Origin of the sequence: Lutibacter litoralis (assembly GCF_014646675.1) — a bacterium.
Classification (GTDB): Bacteria; Bacteroidota; Bacteroidia; order Flavobacteriales; family Flavobacteriaceae; genus Lutibacter; species Lutibacter litoralis.
The window spans coordinates 162094-179362 of record NZ_BMNS01000004.1; the positions used below are offsets into that span (position 1 = coordinate 162094).

The 17269-nt window shown below is 29.3% G+C and carries 17 protein-coding genes; 12 read left to right on the forward strand and 5 right to left on the reverse strand.

Annotated elements, in window-relative coordinates:
• The 7 genes from IEW75_RS07455 to IEW75_RS07485 form a co-directional block, all read left to right on the forward strand.
• Window positions 1-1114 (forward strand): sigma 54-interacting transcriptional regulator (locus IEW75_RS07455; protein WP_188703996.1); only part of this gene is annotated, 1114 nt, incomplete at its 5' end.
• A 52-nt stretch (window positions 1115-1166) separates the two neighbouring features.
• On the forward strand, window positions 1167-1670 hold the full coding sequence (locus IEW75_RS07460) for an LptE family protein (protein ID WP_134248731.1): 504 nt from the start codon (window positions 1167-1169) through the stop codon (window positions 1668-1670).
• A gap of 4 nt (window positions 1671-1674) precedes the next feature.
• Complete coding sequence (locus tag IEW75_RS07465) at window positions 1675-2490, forward strand: DUF8458 domain-containing protein (RefSeq protein WP_134248730.1); 816 nt, start codon at window positions 1675-1677, stop codon at window positions 2488-2490.
• Window positions 2487-2834: a preprotein translocase subunit SecG gene (secG, locus tag IEW75_RS07470; RefSeq protein ID WP_134248729.1), complete on the forward strand. Its 348-nt coding sequence runs from the start codon at window positions 2487-2489 to the stop codon at window positions 2832-2834. Before IEW75_RS07465 ends, secG begins: the two co-directional genes overlap by 4 nt.
• Before the next feature lie 160 nt (window positions 2835-2994).
• A complete protein-coding gene (locus tag IEW75_RS07475; RefSeq protein ID WP_134248728.1) occupies window positions 2995-3273 on the forward strand; it encodes a co-chaperone GroES in 279 nt (92 codons plus the stop codon).
• Between the two features lie 94 nt (window positions 3274-3367).
• The gene (gene groL / locus IEW75_RS07480) at window positions 3368-5005 is read left to right on the forward strand and encodes a chaperonin GroEL (protein WP_134248727.1); all 1638 of its coding nucleotides are present in this window, start codon (window positions 3368-3370) and stop codon (window positions 5003-5005) included.
• A 137-nt stretch (window positions 5006-5142) separates the two neighbouring features.
• Complete coding sequence (locus tag IEW75_RS07485; protein WP_134248726.1) at window positions 5143-5718, forward strand: adenine phosphoribosyltransferase; 576 nt, start codon at window positions 5143-5145, stop codon at window positions 5716-5718.
• A 25-nt stretch (window positions 5719-5743) separates the two neighbouring features.
• Here IEW75_RS07485 and IEW75_RS07490 read toward each other — a convergent pair whose 3' ends face one another.
• The 3 genes from IEW75_RS07490 to IEW75_RS07500 form a co-directional block, all read right to left on the reverse strand.
• Entirely contained in the window at window positions 5744-6196 is a 453-nt protein-coding gene (locus IEW75_RS07490) for a hemerythrin domain-containing protein (protein WP_134248725.1), read from the reverse strand.
• A 75-nt stretch (window positions 6197-6271) separates the two neighbouring features.
• Complete coding sequence (locus IEW75_RS07495) at window positions 6272-8950, reverse strand: TonB-dependent receptor (protein ID WP_134248724.1); 2679 nt, start codon at window positions 8948-8950, stop codon at window positions 6272-6274.
• Window positions 8951-9102: 152 nt separating this feature from the next.
• A complete protein-coding gene (locus tag IEW75_RS07500; RefSeq protein WP_134248723.1) occupies window positions 9103-9978 on the reverse strand; it encodes a GLPGLI family protein in 876 nt (291 codons plus the stop codon).
• Window positions 9979-10106: 128 nt separating this feature from the next.
• On the opposite strand from IEW75_RS07500, the gene IEW75_RS07505 reads away from it, so the two are divergent.
• The 3 genes from IEW75_RS07505 to IEW75_RS07515 all read left to right on the forward strand — a co-directional run bounded on the left by IEW75_RS07505 (window position 10107) and on the right by IEW75_RS07515 (window position 13033).
• Complete coding sequence (locus IEW75_RS07505) at window positions 10107-11579, forward strand: sensor histidine kinase (protein WP_134248722.1); 1473 nt, start codon at window positions 10107-10109, stop codon at window positions 11577-11579.
• Window positions 11572-12252 carry a response regulator transcription factor gene (locus IEW75_RS07510; RefSeq protein ID WP_134248721.1) on the forward strand — a complete coding sequence of 227 codons (681 nt, stop codon included), beginning with the start codon at window positions 11572-11574 and terminating at the stop codon, window positions 12250-12252. Before IEW75_RS07505 ends, IEW75_RS07510 begins: the two co-directional genes overlap by 8 nt.
• 166 nt (window positions 12253-12418) lie before the next feature.
• A complete protein-coding gene (locus IEW75_RS07515; RefSeq protein ID WP_134248720.1) occupies window positions 12419-13033 on the forward strand; it encodes a deoxynucleoside kinase in 615 nt (204 codons plus the stop codon).
• Window positions 13034-13104: 71 nt separating this feature from the next.
• Here IEW75_RS07515 and pckA read toward each other — a convergent pair whose 3' ends face one another.
• Together pckA and IEW75_RS07525 are read right to left on the reverse strand one after the other, a co-directional pair.
• Window positions 13105-14724: a phosphoenolpyruvate carboxykinase (ATP) gene (gene pckA / locus IEW75_RS07520; RefSeq protein ID WP_134248719.1), complete on the reverse strand. Its 1620-nt coding sequence runs from the start codon at window positions 14722-14724 to the stop codon at window positions 13105-13107.
• A gap of 289 nt (window positions 14725-15013) precedes the next feature.
• Window positions 15014-15382 (reverse strand): DUF423 domain-containing protein, encoded by a 369-nt coding sequence (locus IEW75_RS07525; protein ID WP_134248718.1) that lies wholly within the window; start codon window positions 15380-15382, stop codon window positions 15014-15016.
• A 113-nt stretch (window positions 15383-15495) separates the two neighbouring features.
• On the opposite strand from IEW75_RS07525, the gene IEW75_RS07530 reads away from it, so the two are divergent.
• Entirely contained in the window at window positions 15496-15729 is a 234-nt protein-coding gene (locus tag IEW75_RS07530) for a putative signal transducing protein (RefSeq protein WP_134248717.1), read from the forward strand.
• 117 nt (window positions 15730-15846) lie between these two features.
• Entirely contained in the window at window positions 15847-17217 is a 1371-nt protein-coding gene (locus IEW75_RS07535) for a saccharopine dehydrogenase family protein (RefSeq protein ID WP_134248716.1), read from the forward strand.
• Window positions 17218-17269: the final 52 nt, after the last annotated feature.

Consider the following 17269-nt stretch of genomic DNA (forward strand, 5'->3'; position numbering starts at 1 on the left):
AAGTGGTGTAGGTAAAGAAAATATACCGAAAATTATTCACGCTTTATCGCATAGAAAACACGCAAAATATATTGCTGTAAACTGTGGTGCAATTCCAGAAGGAACCATAGACAGTGAACTTTTCGGACATGAAAAAGGAGCTTTTACTGGAGCAACAGCTGCACGTAAAGGTTATTTTGAAGTTGCAGATGGAGGTACTATTTTTTTAGATGAAGTTGGAGAATTACCGCTAACTACACAAGTGAGGTTATTACGTGTTTTAGAAAATGGTGAATTTATAAAAGTTGGTTCTTCGCAAGTTCAAAAAACAAATGTACGTATTGTAGCTGCAACAAATTTAAAAATGCACGACGCAATTTCTAAAGGTAAATTTAGAGAAGACTTATATTATAGATTAAGTACTATTGAAATTAATCTTCCACCGCTTCGTGACCGCCTTGGAGATATTCATTTATTATTTAGAAAATTTGCTTCAGACTTTGCTCAAAAATATAAAATGCCAACCGTTAGATTAACAGATGAGGCTGTAAAGGTTTTAAATAATTATGGCTTTCCAGGTAATATTAGACAATTAAAAAATATTGCAGAACAGATATCTGTTGTAGAAGAAAATAGGCTTATTTCTGCTCAAAAAATTTTAGAATATTTACCGAGTAAAGGAACTAATTTACCTTCTGTAATAAACGATGAAAAATCTAAAAGTGATTTTGCCTCTGAACGAGAAATAATGTATAAAATCTTGTTTGATATGCGTAATGATATCAACGATTTAAAAAAATTAACACTCGATTTATTAAAAGGAAATGACACTGGTAAAGTTCAAGAAGAAAACAAAAAACTTATTCAAAAAATTTATAAAGAAAAATCTTCTAAAGAACACGAAGAAAATCTAGTTGAAGTTGTTAGAATTAATGAAGCTTATAACAATTTAGATGAAGATTATCCTTTTACTGAAACTATTGATGCTGATGAAAGTTTATCTATTCAAGACAAAGAAATTGAATTGATAAAAAAATCTCTTGAACGCAACAATGGTAAACGAAAACTGGCAGCAAAAGAATTAGGTATTTCAGAAAGAACTTTGTATCGTAAAATAAAACAATACGATTTATAGTTAAATATAATTATCTTTGAAATCGCTATTTATAAAATAACAAAACAACTTAATGAAAAAAACTAGCTTCTTATTATTACTTCTCTTACTAACAATACAAAGTTGTGGAATTTATTCATTTACTGGAACAAATATAAATCCAGACGTAAAATCGGTTCAAATAGATTATTTTCCAAACGAAGCAATATTAGTAGAACCTTCTTTAAGTCAAGTATTTACAATACAATTAAGAGATTTATTTGATACACAAACAAATTTAACTTCCGTTAGTTCTGGAGGAGATTTGCAATTTGAAGGTGAAATTACAGGTTATAAAATAAACCCTATGACAGCTACTGCACAGCAAACAGCTGCACAAAACAGGCTAACTATAACCGTAAATGTTCGTTTTTTCAATAATAAAAATGAAGATGATAATTTTGAAAAAAGTTTCTCTCATTATTACGATTATGATGCAAATGCTCAATTAATTGGTAGTGCTTTAGATGATGCCTTTGATGAAATTATTGAACGTATTGCTCAAGATATTTTTAATGCTTCAGTAGCAAAATGGTAATACTATGAATACTACTGATTTTACAACCTTAATGCAAAACACCACTACCATTGATATTGCCAAAACCGAGCAATTAGAGGCTGTTATTAATGAATATCCGTATTTTCAATTAGCAAGAGCAATTCAATTAAAAGGATTAAATAATACCAATAGTTTTAAATACAATCAGGCCCTAAAAAAAACAGCTGCTTATACTGTTGATAGATCTGTTCTTTTTAATTTTATTACTTCACAAAATTTTGAAAGAACTTCAATTATAGAAATTCCTATTTTAGAAGAAATTGATGTTATTGAACCAGAAACAATAAAAACACTTCATAAAAAAATAATTACGGATTTAAAACCAAAAAGCAATCCCGTAACTACAGAAACAATTAAAACTCCTAAAGTTGAAACCGCAAAAAACACCACTTTAGAAGTTTTAGAAGTTGGTAAACCGCTTAAATTTAAAAGTTCAGAACCACATTCTTTTAATGAATGGATGCAATTAGTTTCTCAAAAGCCAATTATTAGAAAGGAAAATACTAAAAAAGACACCTTAAAAGGTGATAAAATTAGTTTAATAAATAAGTTTATAGAGCGCAAACCAAAAATCAAACCTGTTAGTAAAAATACTGTAAATCAGGACCTTTCACCTGAAAGCTCCTCAGAAAATGAAAGTTTAATGACCGAGACTTTAGCAAAAGTATATCTTGAACAACAAAAATTTGAAAATGCAATAAAAGCCTATCGCATTTTAAGTTTGAAATATCCAGAAAAAAGTGGTTTCTTTGCAGACCAAATTAAAGCAATTAAAATTTTACAAAAAAATAAGTCATGACAACCTATACATTATTTCTAGTTCTGATTATGGTAGTAGCATTTTTGCTAATATTAATTATTATGGTTCAAAACCCTAAAGGAGGAGGATTGGCTTCTTCATTTGGCGGTGGTGGAACACAATCTTTAGGAGGTGTGCAAAACACAACAAGTTTTTTAGATAAAAGTACTTGGACACTTTCAATTGTACTATTAGCACTTATATTATTATCTAATTTTGCTGCTCCAAAAGTAAATGCAGTTGATACAAGTTCAGAAATTGAAAATACTATTGAAAATCGTGAAATACTAGATACTCCTGCATTACCAGTTGAATCTACTACTACTCGAGATACCGTTCAATAATATTTTTAAAAAATATTTTTAAAATGCCAATGTGTGTGACACGTTGGCATTTTTTTGTATCTATATTTTCTATTAAAAGTACATTTGTCAGTTAATAAAAATTGGCACACTTTTAGACTATTTGTTTCACAGAATTAATAATTTTTAAACTAATTATAAAATGAATAAAATTAAAATTAAACCATTAGCAGATAGAGTTTTATTACAACCTGTTGAAGCCGAAACAACTACCGCTTCTGGACTTATAATTCCAGATTCAGCAAAAGAAAAACAACAAAAAGGAACAGTTTTAGCCGTTGGAAATGGCACAAAAGACGAACCAATGACTGTAAAAGTTGGTGATACTGTTTTGTATGGTAAATATGCGGGGACTGAACTTATCTTAGAAGGTACTGAATATTTAATTATGAGAGAGAGTGATATTTTGGCAATTGTCTAAATATAGCCTTTCGCATTTAGCCTTATATAATTATTAAATAAAATTAACTCGCAAAAAAGATTACAAATGTTTTTTTTGCAAAAAAACATAAAACATGGCAAAAAATATAATTTTTGATATTGAAGCACGTGACGGATTAAAACGTGGAGTAGACGCTTTAGCAAATGCTGTTAAAGTAACTTTAGGACCAAAAGGTAGAAATGTAGTAATTGGGAAGTCTTTTGGAGGCCCTGCAATTACTAAAGATGGTGTAACTGTTGCAAAAGAAATTGAATTAGAAGATCCTCTAGAAAATATGGGAGCTCAAATGGTAAAAGAAGTAGCTTCAAGAACCAACGATTTAGCTGGTGATGGAACTACAACTGCAACTGTATTAGCACAATCTATTGTAAAAGAAGGGTTAAAAAATGTTGCTGCTGGAGCAAATCCTTTAGACCTAAAACGTGGAATTGACAAAGCAGTTGAAGCTATTGTAAAAAACCTACAAGAACAATCTCAAGAAGTTGGGAACAAATCTGATAAAATAAAACAAGTTGCATCTATTTCAGCAAATAATGATGAAACTATTGGAGATTTAATTGCACAAGCTTTTGAAAAAGTTGGAAAAGAAGGTGTTATTACTGTTGAAGAAGCAAAAGGTACAACAACATATGTAGATATTGTTGAGGGAATGCAATTTGACCGAGGTTATTTATCGCCTTACTTTGTAACTAACGCAGATAAAATGTTAACAGATTTAGAAAATCCATATATTTTATTGTTCGACAAAAAAATAACAAATCTTAAAGATTTATTACCAATTTTAGAGCCAGTTGCACAAAGTGGGAAACCTTTATTAGTTATTGCTGAAGATGTTGAAGGAGAAGCTTTAGCTACTTTGGTTATGAATAAATTACGTGGTGCTTTAAAAATTGCTGCGGTAAAAGCTCCTGGTTTTGGAGACAGAAGAAAAGCAATGTTAGAAGATGTTGCCATATTAACCGGTGCTACTGTAATTTCTGAAGAAAGAGGTCTAACGCTTGAAAAAGCAACAATAGAAATGTTAGGTACTGCTGAAAGAGTGACTATTGACAAAGACAATACAACTATTGTTAACGGTGCTGGAGAAGCTGATTTAATTAAAGCTAGAGTTGCGCAAATTAAAGCTCAAATAGAAACTACAACTTCCGATTACGATAAAGAAAAACTACAAGAACGTTTAGCAAAATTAGCTGGTGGTGTTGCAGTATTGTATGTTGGAGCTCCAAGTGAAGTAGAAATGAAAGAGAAGAAAGACAGAGTGGATGATGCGTTACACGCTACTCGTGCTGCCGTTGAAGAAGGAATTGTTGCTGGTGGTGGTGTTGCTTTAGTTAGAACTATTGAAGTATTAAAATCTATTACTACAGATAGTTTGGATGAAGTAACAGGAATTAAAATTTTAGCCAGAGCCATAGAAGAACCACTACGTCAAATTGTTGAAAATGCTGGTGGAGAAGGATCTGTAGTTGTTGCAAAAGTAATGGAAGGAAAAGGAGATTTTGGTTATAATGCTAAAACAGATGAATATACTAAAATGTTAAAAGCTGGAATTATAGATCCTACAAAAGTAACACGTATTGCACTTGAAAATGCTGCCTCTGTTGCTGGTATGATTTTAACTACTGCTTGTACTTTAGTTGACATTAAAGAAGATGCACCTGCTGGTGGTGGAATGCCTCCAATGGGCGGTGGAATGCCGGGAATGATGTAATAAGATACAATCAAAAATATTGAAAGAGGCTGTTTATATAAAAAAAACAGCTTCTTTTATTTTTAAAAGAAATTAGAAATTGAATTCAGACAATTTTAAGTATTTTTGAATCATCTTTTAACCATCAAATATTAAGAATGAATTTAGATGCTATAACTACTATTGAAGATTGTCAAAAACTTTTAACTGCTGAGATTAAAACTTTTCCAGACTGGCCAGAAAAAGGGGTTAATTTTAAAGATGTACAAAGTATTTTATACAAACCAGAGTTGGCTTTAATCACTTCACATTATTTGCAAGAATTACTTCCAAAACAAGATGTTGATTTTTTATTTAATAAAATATTATGCTTTGATGCCAGAGGATTTTTATTTGGTTTTGATTTAGCAAAAGCTTCTAAAACACCAATGATATTAGCGAGAAAACCGGGAAAGCTTCCAGGTGAAATTATAACCCAAACCTTTGAAAAAGAATATGGATTAGATGAAATTCAGGTTCAAAAAAGCTTAATTAATCCTGGCGATAAAGTATTAATCCACGATGATTTATTAGCAACTGGTGGAACTGCCGGTGCAGCTGCAGAAATTATTTTAAAATGTGGCGCTGAAATTGCAGGTTTTAATTTTATTATGGATTTGTCCTTTTTACCAGGAAGAAAAGTGCTTCAACAATATGTTGATGACAGTAAAATTAAAGCACTGTTAACTTTTTAAAACACTTAGTTGTTTAAAATTCAATTTATTTCCAAAAAATATCATTAAAATTATCTGCAAATTTATTGTTCGTATGAAATTTTTCTATATCCTCTAACTGCTCTTTTGTGGCTATATTTTGAATTTCATTAAATAGAATACGCTCTTCAAAACGAATGTGTTCTTTTAATTTTACATGCAATACTGTCAAAGTATTTTCAATTTCAGAAGTATCTTTAAAAAGAGTCTCTAATAGTATATGCTCTTCCAAAGCTCGAGTTATTAACGGATGTTTATTTCCTAAAACTGGAAACATATATTTTTCTTCTAACTGAAAATGTTCTAAAATATGATTATCATAAAACCAATTTACATACAATTTAATTCGATCAACAGCTATTCCATTTGAAAGTCCAATTTTAATTTTCCAACAAAGCAATAACCCTTGATGGTGGTCTCTAGAAAACTCTTGTAATGATTGGTGCCTTTTAATCGCCATAATTTAATTTTGTTAAATTTAAGTAATTACTTTAACATAACTAAATAATTAAGCTTTTTCAAAATACTAAAAATCTTACAAATTATACTTCACAGAAAACATCCAAACTCGAGGTTGAATAAAATACAATGAGGTAGAATTACTATCTGAAATTTCGTTATAACTATCAGTATTCATAAAAGTATTGTCTGTTAAGTTACTAGCAGAAATTTTAAATTCCCATTTACTATCTTTTTGTTGATAATATAAATTTGCATTTAAAAACGAGTAGCTGTTTTTGGTTTCGCTGTTGGTGTTTTCAAAAGTACTTTTATAATTGTAATAACTATAATCTGCTGTTAGAATAAAGTTTTTTAAGAAACTAACTTCAATATTTGCGAAAGGCCTGTCGGTTTCACTATCTGAACTACTATAATCTGAAAGCGACTTTTGGTATCCAATTTCAAAATTTGGAGCATTTTTAAATTTTGTTGCAATACTTGCTTGGTAATTATGTGATAATGATTCTGATTTTATTAATTCATCATTTACAATATTATTATAAGTTGCGCTTAAAACGTTTGCAGAAAAGTTTGTTTTGAGTCTACTATATGTTTTACCATATCTAAAAAATGCAGACAACGTTTCATCTGCTAAATTTGAATTTACAGGATAAGAAATCCTATCAATCCCAATTAATTCAGTGTTATTTTTTATACTATTTTCTTTTTTTGTATAATTAATTGAAGCATTAATATTGGTAAATGAAAACATACTAAAACTAAAATAGCTTAACGAATATTTATGATATAATGCGCTCTCCAATTCTTTGTTTCCACGTGTTAGTGATTTATAATTGTTTAAAAAATAGCCTTCAGAAATATTATCAATATCCGTAAATTGCGTTGACATTGCATAATTAAAACGTAAACTTTCAGAAGATTTTAGTTGTAAATTAGCATAAACATCTGGCAATAATTTAGTTGTACTCTCTCTATTTTCTAAGCCTAATTGTATATCTTTTGTAGTATATTGATGTAAACTCACACCCGGATTAAAGGTGAAAATTCCTGAAACCATTTTGTAATGCAATCCTAAAAATACATCTGAGAAATTATAATCAACATTGTTATTTAAAACTGGATCATTAAAATCTAAAATAGCTCCGTTATCTAAACTTTGAGAAATATGAGAGTTTAAATTCTGCTTACTAAAAGTAGTCCCTAAAGAAATATTAATATTGCTTTTTGGAGTTAACAAATAGTAATAATCAAACTTGGCATCAAATTTATTAGTTGTTAATTTTTTATTTTGAATAATATCAAAAATACTTTCAGCTTCTGATGTAGGAATTACCAAGAAAGGCTGTGTTGTTGCATTCGAATTGTATAAAGGTTTGTCTTTTTGATACAAATGTTGCATTTCAGCAGCAAAAATATTTTTATCATCTATAGTATAATACAAATTAAAATTTTGATTTAAAGAAACTGGTTTTTCTTCTTTATAAGTATCAGCACTTCTGCTTGTTGAAGTAACATCTTGAAATTCGGTTTGTTCAGAAATTTTTCCAAAAATATCATAATCTATATGCACATTTGTAGTTGGCTTATACGTAGTGCTAAATTTTAGCATTCCTAATTTACTCCCTTGGGTTGCAGCATTTGAAGAATTCTCAGTTAAATTTAATTTATTATAAACAGTATTAGATTCTGTAAACATATTCGTTTCTGAATCATTTACTATTGCAAAACCATTAAAATCTAAGGTCTTTTTTGGTGCTAAGCTAAAATTTAAGGCACCGAATTTTGATGTAATTTCCTGCGCTCGATTGTTTTGAGCAGTCATAAACCCTAACCCTCCAGAAGAAACATTAAAACTAGTACCACTTCCCCGCATTGCACCACGTAAACCCCCAGTAAACCTAAAATAGTCTCGCATTGTAAAAGGTGCTTCACCAATATTATTAAAATCTGCTAAAAGATTTACACTTTTTTCCGGACTATAATAAAATAATTTAGGTTTTGCAAGGTATTTTTCGTCAGTACCAACTCCTGCATTTACTTCACCAAACCAAAACTTATTTTTTCCTTTCTTTAATTTAATATTTAGCGCAATATTATCTTCATTGTTAGTAACACCGCGCATTCCGGAAACCTCGTTATAATTTTTAAGAACCTGTACTTTGTCAATAGCACTTGCAGGAATATTTTGAGTTGCTAATTTGGAATCACCATCAAAAAAAGCTTTCCCTTCAACCAATATTTTTTGAACTTTCTTACCTTCTACCTCTACTTCTCCATTATCATCAATTTCAATACCTGGTAATTTTTTAAGCACATCTTCCAATTTTTTTTCTGTCCCAGTTGTAAACGAATCTGAATTATAAACAATCGTATCTCCAACTATTTTCACAGGCATTTCGTAGGTAATTTCAATAGTATTTAATGATTCATTAGATTCTTTTAAAATAATGTCTTTTGTTAAATTTTCTGAAATATTATCAGTACTAACTTCAACATCTTGAGTGTCAAAACCAATGTAACTTACTTTAAGTGTATAGGCTGCATTTCCCTCTAGACTTAATTTATAATTTCCTTTAGTATCTGTAATTGAGTAGGATTGCAAAAATTTTGTTCCCTTTTTAAAAGCAATAACATTTGCCATTTCTAAGGGTTCACCAGCTTCGTTTTTTATGATTCCTTCTAGTTTAACATTTTGTGCAATTAATAGAAAAGGAGCTATTATTATAATAAATAAGCTTATATACTTTTTCATTTTAAATTCTTTTTTTTAATTATCATTTTTAGTAAAATGTAGGAATTAGCTTTTTTAAGATGAGATTGCCGCGTCGTTTTATCAAACTCCTAGCAAAGACGTTTCACGAAATGCTTTTGGCTTTTGGCTTCGGACTTCAGACTTTCTCAAACCTAACCTCTAATTCTAATATGTATACCTCCACTTTTCTGACGTTCATTTCTAAAACGCTCTTGCATTTCTTTCATTTTTTCAGCAATAATTTCGTCGTATTCTTTTTGAGAAACCTCTTTTCCTTTAGATGGCTCTTTAATTTCAACTTTTTCCTTTGGATTCATCACAATTTTAGTACATAAAATATTAGTATCTCCATAAGCTACTTCTAAAATTAAACCTGGCAATCCCCAAAAATCTCCAGGTCCGTGACTTACAGGAATATCTAAAGCATACCACGCAGTAACAATTATTTGTTCCATATTAGGAGCTTCTTCTTTCTCTTCTTCTTCAGCTTTTTCTTTATTATTTTGCTCGGCATTTCTTCTTCCAAATCTAAATTCTGGTCGCACAGGAACTTCAATAACTGTGGTTGCTTTAAAACACATATTCTGACCAATCATTTTAGTTTCTTGTTCCATTTTCCATTCATAAGTCTTTAATGCATCCTTAATTAAAAAGTTTTTACCGCTAAACTCGTTTTCTTTTGCAGATGTTTTTGTTTGTGTATTTTTGTAATAATCTCCCGATGCACCTCCACCCATCATCATAAAACGCATACCACCTCTACCTCCAGCAGACTGATCTAATTTTGCCTCTTCCTTATAAATTGATGCAACTTTATCGAATGATAATTCGAATGTTTTTTCTAATTGATTTTTCATTCTTTCTTGAATCATTTTAATTCTATCAGCAGGAATTCCACTACCTGCCAAATCTATATCCAATGTGGTCTTTGTTTGATAGATCGCCTTACCTTGAAAATCTTGTGCAAAAACCATTGAACTTATAAATAGTATTAAAACTGCGGTGCTTTTTAAAAGAAAAGATTTCATGTGTTTTGTTTATTATATTAATATTTATAGATACAAATATAATTTCATTGAATACATTTTTGCGTTAATTAGTGTTAACTACTGTTAATCAATTGGGATAATAGACTTTATGTGCTTAACTTTGAATTATGAATAAACAAAATTACAAATGGGTAGTTTATTTTATTGGTGCTACAATTTTAATTACAATTGCCGCTCAGATATATTGGAATTTAAAAGAATATCAAACAAATAAACAAAACTTAATTAGTAAAGTTCAACTGAGTTTAGACAATTCGGTAGAGACCTATTTTGCCAATTTAACGAAGTCTGGAATTATTACATTTTCATCGACCGACACTTTAAATTCCGAAAAAAAAATAGACACTATTGTTGTACAAACAAATTCGCGTCGTGGATTTAGAAAAAAAATTGATAGCACATTACAGAACTTAATTCAAAAAGATAGCAGTAAGCCTTTATTGTTAAAAAATCATAGTTTTGGACAATATCCATTTTTCACAAGAGATAAAAATTTCCCAAAAAACATAGATAGTTTAATTTCAAAAGTATTTATTTCAATATCGAGAGATACCTTAGATTTAGAAAAACTAGACACCTATTTAAGTGAAGAATTTAATAGAAATAATATTGATGTTACCTACGGTTTAAAATATAAATATTTTAGCAGACATTATAACAACGATAGTTTACCTCCAAAAACAATTGATTTTAAACTAATAGATTTTCCTAAAAAACATTTAATAGCAACATCAAAATCCACTTTTTTACCTCATAAAAGTAACTTACAGCTGTTTTTCACCAACGAAACTAAATTATTGCTACAGAAATCGTTTATGAGTATATTTCTTTCATTATTATTGTCTTTAAGTATTATTGCAAGTTTAGTGTATTTGCTAAAAACTATTTACAAACAAAAGCAACTAGCCGAAGTAAAAAACGACCTAATAAACAATATTACCCACGAATTTAAAACACCTATTGCAACTATTTCGACTGCTTTAGAAGCAATGAAAAATTTTAACGCTTTAGATGATAAAATTAAGTCTGAAAAATATATTGAAATTGCAAATTCTCAGGTGCAAAAACTTCATACAATGGTTGAAAAGATATTGGAAACTGCTTCACTAAATAACGAAAATTTAGTTTTATCTAAGCAACCTACAAATATTGCAGAATTGATTGAAAATGTAATTGAAAAATACAAATTAATAAACGCTGAAAAAATTATTACTTTTAAAAATAAATGTGCTAATACAGTTTTAAACCTTGATACATTCCATTTTGAAAACGCTCTTGGAAATATTATTGACAATGCCATAAAATATGGAGGTAATAAAATTTCAGTCGAATTATTATCAGAAAAAAATAAGATTATTATTTTGATAAAAGACAATGGAAACGGGATTCATAAAGCCCAAAAAGAAAAAGTCTTTGAGCAATTCTATAGAATACCAACAGGTAATACTCACAATGTAAAAGGCTTTGGAATAGGACTTTATTACACCAAAAATATTATTGAAAAACACGGTGGAAGCATTCATATAATTTACGATAAAAAAAATAACACACTATTTAAAATTGAACTTATAGATGCCTAAACCAATTAAAATACTATTAGCCGAAGACGAACCTTCTTTAGGACAAATAATTAAAGAGAGTTTAGAAACTCGCAATTTTGAAGTACTTCTTTGCGAAGACGGTGAAAAAGCATATAAAACATATAAATCTGAAAACCCTTTGCTGTTAGTTTTAGATATTATGATGCCAAAAAAAGATGGGTTTACACTTGCTGAAGAAATACGAAAAGAGGATCAAGATATTCCGATAATATTCTTAACGGCCAAATCTTTAACTGAAGATGTGGTAAAAGGCTTTAATTTAGGTGGTAACGATTACCTAAAAAAACCTTTTAGTATGGAAGAGCTTATTGTTAGAATTAATGCTCTTTTAAAAAGGAACAAAAATGAAAACAATACCGAACCAATTCAACTCGGTAAATTTATTTTCGATTTAAAAAAACAAACGCTTCAAATAAATACTCATATAGAAAATTTAACGCACAGAGAAGCAAATTTACTGCATTATTTAGCGAAAAATAAAAATCAAGTTCTAGAACGCTCCTTTATTTTAAAAAAACTTTGGGGTGATGATGATTTTTTTAACGCAAGAAGTATGGACGTTTTTATAACAAAACTTCGAAAAAAACTAAAAAAAGACCCTGCAATTCAAATAATTAATGTAAGAGGCTATGGTTACAAATTAATTTATTAATAGTTATTTAGTTAAAAATCACTTCTAAACTCCATTATAATTTTCATTTCTAAAATTTACTTTTGTTACTTAATTTAAGTACTATTTTCTAAATTTTAAGTGGCATTGTTTATTCATAAAAAATTTAAGTAACTTTAGCCCTTTAATTTTTATATAAAAAACAATTATGCACGTAGCCATAGCTGGTAATATAGGAGCAGGTAAAACTACTTTAACCAAACTTTTAGCAAAACATTATAGATGGGAACCTCATTACGAATCTGTAGAAGAAAATCCATATTTAGATGATTTTTACGGCGAAATGGAACGTTGGTCTTTTAATTTGCAAGTCTATTTTTTAAATAGTAGGTTTCGTCAAATTTTAGAAATTCGTGAAAGTGGCAAAAACATAATTCAAGATAGAACTATTTATGAAGATGCCCATATTTTTGCTCCAAATCTACATGCAATGGGTTTAATGCCAAATAGAGATTATCAAAATTATGATTCTCTTTTCGATCTTATGGAGCGCCTAGTAACACCTCCAGATTTATTAATTTATTTAAGAGCCTCTATACAAACCTTAGTTGGTCAAATACACAAGAGAGGTAGAGATTACGAAAATTCTATAAGTATAGATTATTTAAGTAGACTTAACGAACGCTATGAAGCTTGGATTACAAAATATACAAAAGGAAAACTTTTAATTATTGATGTTGACAATTTAGACTTTGTGTCAAATCCTGAAGATTTAGGATTTGTAATTGATAAAATTGATGCTCAAATAAACGGATTGTTTTAAACCTTATTTTTTATCATAAAAAAAGCTCGCCAATGGCGAGCTTTTTTAGTATTTCTAATCTAATTTGTTTATTATAATTGTGGTCCGGCTGCTACTAAAGCTTTACCCTCTTCGTTATCTGTATATTTCTCGAAATTTTTGATAAATAAACCAGCTAATTTAGTTGCTTTTTTAGTCCATTCAGCAGTGTCTGTATAAGTATCTCTTGGATCTAAAATTTCTGTATGAACACCAGGTAAAGAAGTTGGTACTTCTAAGTTAAAAATTGGGATATTTTTAGTTTCTGCTCTTTCAATTGATCCATCAAGAATTGAATTTATAATTCCTCTGGTATCTTGAATAGAAATACGTTTTCCACTTCCATTCCACCCTGTGTTTACTAAGTAAGCTTCTGCTCCGTTAGCTTCCATTCTTTTTACTAATTCTTGACCGTATTTTGTAGGGTGTAAAGTTAAAAAAGCAGCACCAAAACAAGCTGAGAATGTTGGAGTTGGCTCAGTAATACCCCTCTCAGTTCCTGCTAATTTAGCTGTAAATCCTGATAAGAAATGGTATTTAGTTTGTTCTGGAGTTAATTTAGAAACTGGAGGTAAAGTTCCAAATGCATCAGCAGATAAGAAAATTACTTTTTGAGCGTGACCTGCTTTAGAAGGTACAGCAATATTTTCAATATGGTCGATTGGGTAAGAAACACGTGTGTTTTGAGTTACGGAACCATCTGTAAAGTCAATTTTACCATTTGCATCAACTGTTACGTTTTCTAAAAGAGCGTTACGTTTAATTGCTCCAAAAATTTCTGGTTCAGCCTCTTTATCTAAGTCTATAGTTTTTGCATAACATCCACCTTCAAAATTAAATATTCCTTCATCATCCCATCCGTGTTCATCATCACCAATAAGCTTACGAGTAGCATCAGTAGAAAGAGTAGTTTTACCAGTTCCTGATAAACCAAAGAATATTGCAACATCACCATCTTTACCTACGTTAGCTGAACAGTGCATAGCTGCTATTCCTCTTAATGGTAAGTAGTAGTTCATCATTGCAAACATCCCTTTTTTCATTTCACCACCATACCAAGTACCTCCAATAATTTGAATTTTTTCAGTTAAGTTAAATAATACAAAGTTTTCAGAGTTTAATCCGTGTTCTTTCCAATTTGGGTTTGAAGTTTCAGAACCATTAAGTACAACAAAATCAGGTTCTCCAAAGTTATTTAACTCTTCTTCCGTTGGACGAATAAACATATTTTTTACAAAATGTGCTTGCCATGGAACTTCAACAATAAAACGAACTTTTAAACGAGTATCTTTATTTGCACCACAAAAGGCGTCAACTACATATAATTTTTTATTTGATAACTCTTCTGCAACTAAACCTTTAAGTTCATTCCAAACAGCTTGAGTCGTTGGCTTATTATCATTTGGTGCTTGTGGAGAATTCCACCATAAAGTATCTTTTGTAACATCATCTTTTACAATAAACTTATCTTTAGGTGAACGCCCTGTAAATTTGCCAGTCATAACATTTACAGCCCCAAGCTCTGTTAAATAACCTCTTTCATATCCTTTTAATGAAGGACTCAATTCTTCCTTATATAATTCATCATAAGATGGATTATATAATACTTCTTTAACATTTTTAATTCCCAGATTATTCAACGATTTTGTTACTGATTTACTTAGAATTTCCATTAGTTTTAGTTTTTAATCTATTATTATTTTCACTTAATTTATTACCTCTATACCAAATTTACAACTATTCAGATGGTTAAACATATGATAAATATCAGGAAATAAGGCGTATTTACTAAAACGTTTTCATTAACTAATTTACCCATATTTAAACTAAAAAATTATTTACAACTTTTTTACGAAATCGTTTTCTTAATAATTCAAAAAAATATTTATTATAAACAATATATAAATTGCTACAGTTTACTTTTTAACTATAAAATTGTTTAAAAGTTTTAACATTACAAAGCTACTTATTTTTATTAAAAAACAAAGCTATTTTTAACCAACCAATAATAAATAATAACCCACCAAAAGGAGTTATAAACCAAATATTTTTAGCATCTACTCCCAAGGTAATTGCATAAATTGACCCTGAAAAAAACAAAATTCCACTAAAAAAGAACAAACTAATACTCTTTTTTGTTCTTGAATTAAACCCTTTATATGTATTTACAAAAAGAAGTGCTAACACATGAAACATTTGATAACGTATACCCGTTTCAAAACTTTTAAGTTCGTTTACACTTAAATTTTCTTGTAATGCATGTGCTCCAAAAGCACCAAGAATAATTGTTAACGCACCAATTATAGCAGTAATTATTAAATTTTTGTTCATTTTATCAAAATCTTAACCGCCAAATATAAAAATTTATAACGGTTTCAATTTTAAAATTGTTACATTTAAGTAGAAATTAATAATTATTTTTTTCAACTTAAAATAAAAAAATTATGGAAAACAAATCAGAATCATTAGTAACCGTTTTAACAGCTAGTTTAATACATGAGGTTCATATAGCAAAAACACTTTTAGCTAATCAGGGTATTGAGAGTTATATTATTGATCAAAATATTGCTACTTCAATTGGCACTGCTTTTGTTGAAGGTTATAAACTTAAAGTAAATGCTCTAAATTTGGAAAAAGCTAAAAAAATTTTAGATGAAGTAGATTCTTCTGATAATTAATTTTAATTAATTAAGTTTTCCTTTTTTAAATTAGTATTTTCGTTTTAGGCATTGAACTCACAATAACTTTTAATTTTAAACCAAAAGTTATGATGAATTCATATTAAAAAAAATACAATGCGAAACATATTAGTAATTGGTGCAGGAAAATCTTCATCATCTTTAATAACATATTTATTAAATAAATCAGTTTCTGAAAATCTACATATAATTGTAGCAGATGTTTCTTTGGAACAAGCTAAAAACAAAATTCAACAACATAAAAATGGTACTGCCATAACATTAGATATTTTAAACGACATAGAGCGAAGAAAAGCAATAAAAAATGCTAGCATTGTTATTTCTATGTTACCCGCACATTTACATATTAATATTGCAAAAGATTGCGTAGAATATGGTAAAAGTATGGTAACTGCCTCTTATGTTTCTAAAGAAATGCAAGCACTAGATACAGACGTAAAAGCCAAAGGACTAATTTTTTTAAATGAAATTGGTTTAGATCCTGGTGTTGATCACATGAGCGCAATGCAAATTATTGATAGTATTTCTGAAAAAGGTGGGAAAATGTTATTGTTTGAATCCTTTTGCGGTGGCCTAGTAGCTCCTGAGAGCGATGATAATTTATGGAACTACAAATTCACTTGGAATCCTCGAAATGTTGTATTAGCAGGCCAAGGAGGAGCTTCAAAGTTTATTCAAGAAGGCAAATACAAATACATTCCCTACCATAAATTATTTAGACGCACAGAGATACTAACTATAGATGGTTTTGGCAAGTTTGAAGCATATGCAAACAGAGATTCTTTAAAATATAGAAGTGCATATGGTTTAGACAACATATTAACTTTATATAGAGGAACTATTAGGCGTGTTGGATTTTCTAAAGCTTGGAATATTTTTGTGCAATTAGGAATGACAGACGATAGTTATACTATTGAAGATTCTGAAACCATGAGTTACAGAGACTTTACAAATTCTTTTTTGGCATATAACCCTTATGATTCTATTGAATTAAAACTAAGGCATTACTTAAAAATTGATCAAGATGATATTATTTGGGAAAAATTATTAGAACTTAATATTTTTGATAGCACAAAAAAAGTAGGTCTAAAAAATGCAACTCCGGCTCAAATTCTTGAAAAAATATTAAAAGACAGTTGGACATTGAAAGAGAACGATAAAGATATGATTGTAATGCAACATCTTTTCGGGTACGAGCTTAATGGAAAAAAACAACAAATTGAAAGTAGTATGGTTTGTATTGGAGACAATCAAACCTATACAGCAATGGCAAAAACAGTTGGTTTACCTGTTGGAATCGCCGCTTTAAAAATACTAAATCAGCAAATAAAAGCTACAGGCGTAATTATTCCAGTTAAAAAATCTATTTACGAACCCATTTTAAAAGAACTTGAAGAAAACGGAATTATATTTAAACATAAAAATGTTCCTTATTTAGGATACAATCCTGAAAGTATAATTGGTTAAAAAAATTATTAGGTCTATTAAATATTCGTTTTTATAGTAAAACGCAGCAGCA